The sequence below is a fragment of the Peribacillus sp. genome (assembly GCF_059453735.1).
In genome coordinates this window covers 1-5,214 of sequence record NZ_JAZVJO010000010.1, presented here as the reverse complement: position 1 = coordinate 5,214, position 5,214 = coordinate 1, and the positions used below count along the sequence as shown (strand labels likewise).

General features: G+C 40.1%; 4 protein-coding genes. 2 read left to right on the top strand and 2 right to left on the bottom strand.

Going from position 1 to position 5,214, the window contains the following annotated elements:
- Nucleotides 1-373: 373 nt before the first annotated feature.
- Nucleotides 374-1,858, top strand: coding sequence for an aldehyde dehydrogenase family protein (locus AC52RT_RS00440; protein WP_495538930.1), 1,485 nt, complete (start codon nucleotides 374-376; stop codon nucleotides 1,856-1,858).
- A gap of 42 nt (nucleotides 1,859-1,900) precedes the next feature.
- Here AC52RT_RS00440 and AC52RT_RS00435 read toward each other — a convergent pair whose 3' ends face one another.
- Together AC52RT_RS00435 and AC52RT_RS00430 are read right to left on the bottom strand one after the other, a co-directional pair.
- The gene (locus tag AC52RT_RS00435) at nucleotides 1,901-3,049 is read right to left on the bottom strand and encodes a M20 peptidase aminoacylase family protein (protein ID WP_495538929.1); all 1,149 of its coding nucleotides are present in this window, start codon (nucleotides 3,047-3,049) and stop codon (nucleotides 1,901-1,903) included.
- A 633-nt stretch (nucleotides 3,050-3,682) separates the two neighbouring features.
- Entirely contained in the window at nucleotides 3,683-3,886 is a 204-nt protein-coding gene (locus tag AC52RT_RS00430) for a hypothetical protein (RefSeq protein WP_040374945.1), read from the bottom strand.
- 258 nt (nucleotides 3,887-4,144) lie between these two features.
- On the opposite strand from AC52RT_RS00430, the gene AC52RT_RS00425 reads away from it, so the two are divergent.
- On the top strand, nucleotides 4,145-5,214 hold a 1,070-nt coding region (locus AC52RT_RS00425), incomplete at its 3' end, for an aminopeptidase (RefSeq protein ID WP_495538928.1).

The window sequence follows — 5,214 nt, the reverse complement described above, 5'->3', positions numbered from 1 at the left end:
TCCCAGTCCGCCATCAAACCACTCCTTTTTATAAAATATATTGACATCTACTTTCCATTGATATATAATGTAAATTAGGATAAGTATATATTTTTCCATTACCTATAAATGTACCATAACTAAACTTCAGATACAATATCTGTCTTTTTTTATGTCTAGTTTTCCTTCGAATCCACTTACCTCTCATACTCATAACCCAGTCTATTTTACCCAATTCGACAATTTCCTATAGTATGTAAGAATCGTGTTGGTATTTGTTTATTGAAAACCAGTATCAATTTAGGTATGATTAACAAGGTTGAGAAAACGCTTTCATTCATTACATACACCAAGATTTACTCATCTATCCAGCTAAAATTCGAGGAGGGTATTCATGACAAATCTTACGTTAGAAGTCAATGAGAAGGTACAGCAGTTTTTAAAAGGTCCTAAGAAACTCTTTATTAATGGTAAATTCGTTGAGAGCGCCTCAGGAAAAACCTTTTCCACTCCCAACCCTGCGACAGGGGAAGTACTTGCTGATGTATATGAAGCAGATAAAGCAGATATTGATTTAGCGGTTAAAGCAGCACGGAAAGCCTTTGATGAAGGTGATTGGTCTAAAATGAGTGCTGCTTCGCGTAGTAGATTAATGTATAAACTTGCTGATCTTATGGAAGCAAATAAAACCGAACTCGCTCAATTAGAAACACTTGATAATGGAAAGCCTATTAGTGAAACGACAAACGCAGATGTTCCGCTCGCTGTTGAACATATGAGATATTATGCTGGCTGGTCTACAAAAATCGTTGGTCAAACGATTCCTGTTGCCGGCAATTACTTTAACTACACACGTCACGAAGCAGTTGGCGTTGTTGGTCAAATCATTCCTTGGAACTTCCCTTTACTCATGGCAATGTGGAAACTTGGTGCAGCACTGGCCACAGGATGTACAGTGGTTTTAAAACCAGCTGAACAAACTCCACTATCTGCTCTTTACTTGGCAGAGCTTATTCAGGAAGCCGGCTTCCCTGATGGAGTCATTAATATTGTGCCAGGATTCGGTGAAACAGCTGGGCAAGCACTTGTCGATCATCCACAAGTCAATAAAATTGCCTTCACTGGTTCAACTGAAGTTGGAAAATCTATCATGCGTTCTGCGGCTTACTCTCTAAAAAGGGTGACACTAGAGCTTGGCGGAAAATCACCTAATATCATTCTCCCAGATGCGGATTTCTCAAAAGCCATCCCAGGTGCATTGAACGGAGTTATGTTTAACCAAGGACAAGTTTGCTGTGCTGGTTCCCGCGTCTTTATACAGAAAAAACACTATGATAATGTCGTCGCTGATATGGCTTCCCATGCGAAGAACATTAAACAAGGTGCTGGTCTTGATCCAAACACACAAATTGGGCCGCTTGTATCTCAAGAACAGCAAAATCGAGTGTTGAATTACATTGAAAAAGGCATTAGTGAAGGTGCAGAAGTACTCGTCGGCGGAAGCAAACCACAAGACGATGGTTACTTTGTATCACCAACAATTTTTGCTGCCGTCAATGATGAAATGACGATTGCAAAAGAAGAAATCTTTGGGCCGGTTATCGCTGCAATGCCTTATGATGATTTAGATGAAGTGATTAAACGGGCAAACGAAAGTGACTATGGTCTGGCTGCCGGCCTTTGGACGCGCGATATTTCCAATGCCCATTATGTAGCAAGCAAGCTTCGCGCCGGTACTGTATGGGTTAACTGCTACAATGCCTTTGATGCCGCTTCACCATTTGGCGGATACAAGCAATCCGGTATGGGTCGTGAAATGGGCTCCTATGCACTTAATAACTACACTGAAGTGAAAAGTGTGTGGATTAACTTAGGTTGATTAGGATTTATAAAACAGAAAAAAGCACGTTAACTATTTCAGTTAACGTGTTTTTTTCGCATTTACTTGATGAGCTTTGACTGTATTAATTACCGTTTTTGTCAGAATTTCAATTCCAGTATACATAGCTTCATGATTAAATATCATCTGTGGATGGTGCAGGCCCGGTGTGAGACCGCAGCCAAGTCCAAGCATTGTAGCCTGAATACCGGGCCGTTTTAACGTATAAAAATGAAAATCTTCCCCGCCGGAAGTGACCACTGGGTCGATCAGTTTTTCTTTTCCAATCGTATCTATAATAGCTGATTTCATCGATTCTTTTGCCGCAGCACATACGCGGGCTGAAGCAGTGTTCCCCATTATTTCAAGAGGTATCTTTACATCATGTAGTCTTGAAAGTGAATCTGCTATGGCTTCAATTTTGGAATAAAGTGCTTCAATGGTTTGATTGTTTTGAGCCCTGACATCGATACTAAATGCTGCCTTGCCGGGAATGATATTACCTGAACTGCCTCCTGCTAGAAATCTAGTTAATTTTGCAGAGTAAGGTACCATTGGATCAAGATGTATGCCTTGTATTTCCTGAATCAATTTAGCCCCAATTTCTATTGCATTATGTCCAAGATGCGGACGAGCACCATGAGCATCTTCACCAATAATTCTGCCTTCAATAAATCTAGAGGCACCGTGATAGATTGCCGGCGAAGCAAACCCATCCGCCATTTCTTGTATAGGACGAAGATGTACACCATATAAGAAATTCACATCATCCATTATTCCTAGATCAATCAGTTTAAGCGCTCCGCCGCCCTTTTCTTCTGCCGGCTGAAAAATGAATTTAAAACGAATATCCGAGGGAAAACCCAGTTTCTGCATCAGCAGCATCGTCCCAATGACCATCGTCATATGTGCATCATGACCACAAGAATGGTTTGCCTTAAACTCCCCATCCACTTCCTGCCATAATGCATCAATATCAGTCCGAACCGCAACGCATAAATCGCCTTCACCGACTTCTACAAATAATCCTGTACAGTCAGTAAATGTCCGTACCCTAAACCCCTTTTTATATAAAAAGTCAGCTATATAGGCGGTTGTGTTATGCTCCAGCCAACCAATTTCCGGAATTTGATGTAAATGTACAAATACATCATTTAATTCTGGTTTCAGCTGATTAATGAGATCTTTCACGCGGGATTGCCCCCCTTCTTTATTTACATTTTCTCAACGGCATAATCTATGTTAGGGTAACAATCATTTTAACCATCGAGTCACATCTCTCTTGTTTATCCTATTAACAAAGAGGTTTTGAGGTACACTACTTTTAACTATTTGACACAGATATTCTTATAGTTAGGCAACAATGAACCATCCTTAACAAGCTGTCAACCAAGATGAGGTATTTCAAATTAGATTCTCATATTTCCAATATTTTGTAAAGAATGTAATGTTTAAAAAGTCTTGACCAGTGATATACTAATAAAGGGTATACTTTTGCTTTCGAGCATGCCGAGGCGGGCAGGAATCTTTCTTCCATAAAGGAAAAAAATACCCTTCGCTTCTGCTTTAAAAGTCCATAAGAAAACGGAGACAGTGGCAGCTGTCTCCGTTTTCTTATTTATAATCAACCCGATCATAGAAGAAAGCTTGCCTTATACATCCTAGCCCCGGCGAGTAAAGCGATTGACAGGTGGATTGGCAAATCCCTTCGGCGTTGCCTCTTGCATCCGTATAATTCTTGCAATCTCCTTATGAATACACAGGTTTCCAGTGAATTGTGCGACGGGAGGTTTGTATAAAAAACGTGCTGACTATTCTTACTGTCTATTTACCCAGAATTGACAACACCGGCATCATTACCGTAGGATCAATTCCTAATGACGCGAGCAGGATGACTGCCGTAATTACGATAACTAATAAGATAGCCGGCATCCATGCTCTTATAACCAGTGAATATCCTTCACATTTTGTTTTATAAGCCTCGGCTGCTTTTTTGGTAATACGCGGGTTCTTTTGCTTTTTCAGCATAACCGACATACCTCCTATAATGGGAAGTTGCGGGCTAGGAAACCTGTACGCTGTCATTATACCAATTTTTTACACTTCCCCCCTGTGCCATTTGATTTATTTATTATGTAAAAAACACATATAAATAGATACTTTTCTTTAAAAAATGACAAAACAGCACTTTTCACACCATAAAAAAGGAAAACAGTTGAAAAAGTTTCTTTTTTCTGAATTTATAGCTACAATAAAATAGATGATTTTGAAAGGGGATATTTAACTATGAATCGTTTTAAAGAGAATTTAGAAAATTATGCAGAACTTGCCGTTAAAGTTGGCGTCAATGTACAACCTGGGCAGACTCTAGTTGTAAACACGACACTTGAAGGGGCAGAGCTTGTTCGTATTATAGTCAGAAAAGCCTATGAAATTGGAGCCCGTAACGTAATCGTGAATTGGAATGATGATATCGTTAATCGAACCAAATTTGAATTGGCTCCTGATGAAATTTTCAACGAATATCCCGAATGGCGTGCTAAAGAAACCATTGAGCTATCCGAAAATGGAGCAGCTTTCTTATCCGTCATTTCCAGCAGTCCTGATTTATTAAAAAACGTCAAAAGGGAACGCATTGCCAATTCCCAAAAGGCTTCCGGAATGGCATTGAAGAAATGGCGTCAATATATGCAATCAGATAAAATCAGCTGGTCAATCGTAGCAGTCCCATCGCAAGCTTGGGCAGATAAAGTCTTCCCAGATGAAGCAGAAGAAAATAGAATAGAAAAGCTTTGGGATGCAATCTTCACCGCTACAAGAGCTGATGTAGACCAACCAGTAGAAGCATGGAAAAAACATGATGAAACACTCCATGAAAAAGTGGACTACCTAAATGAAAAAAATTATCAAAAGCTGCATTATACCGCACCTGGCACTGATTTAACCATTGAACTTCCAGAAAAACATCTCTGGGTTGGCGCTGGCAGCATTAATGAAAAAGGACATTCCTTCATGGCGAATATGCCGACCGAAGAAGTGTTCACGGTTCCATTAAAAACAGGTGTAAACGGAACCGTTACGAGTACTAAACCACTTAGTTACAGTGGGAATATTATCAACCACTTCAGCATTACCTTTAAAGAGGGGCGCATTGTTGACGTCAAAGCCGAACAAGGCGAAGAAATCCTTAAGCAATTGGTTGAAACCGACGAAGGCTCCCACTACCTTGGCGAAGTTGCACTCGTACCCTTCCATTCACCTATTTCTGAATCGAATATTCTATTCTACAACACCCTATTCGACGAACACGCCTCTAACCATCTAGCTATCGGAAGCTCTTATGCTTTCTGTATTGA

Excerpts from the sequence above, each read along its gene's own strand:
- AC52RT_RS00440 (WP_495538930.1), top strand. The coding sequence starts at position 374 with ATGACAAATCTTACGTTAGAAGTCAATGAGAAGGTACAGCAGTTTTTA.
- AC52RT_RS00430 (WP_040374945.1), bottom strand. The coding sequence starts at position 3,886 with ATGCTGAAAAAGCAAAAGAACCCGCGTATTACCAAAAAAGCAGCCGAG.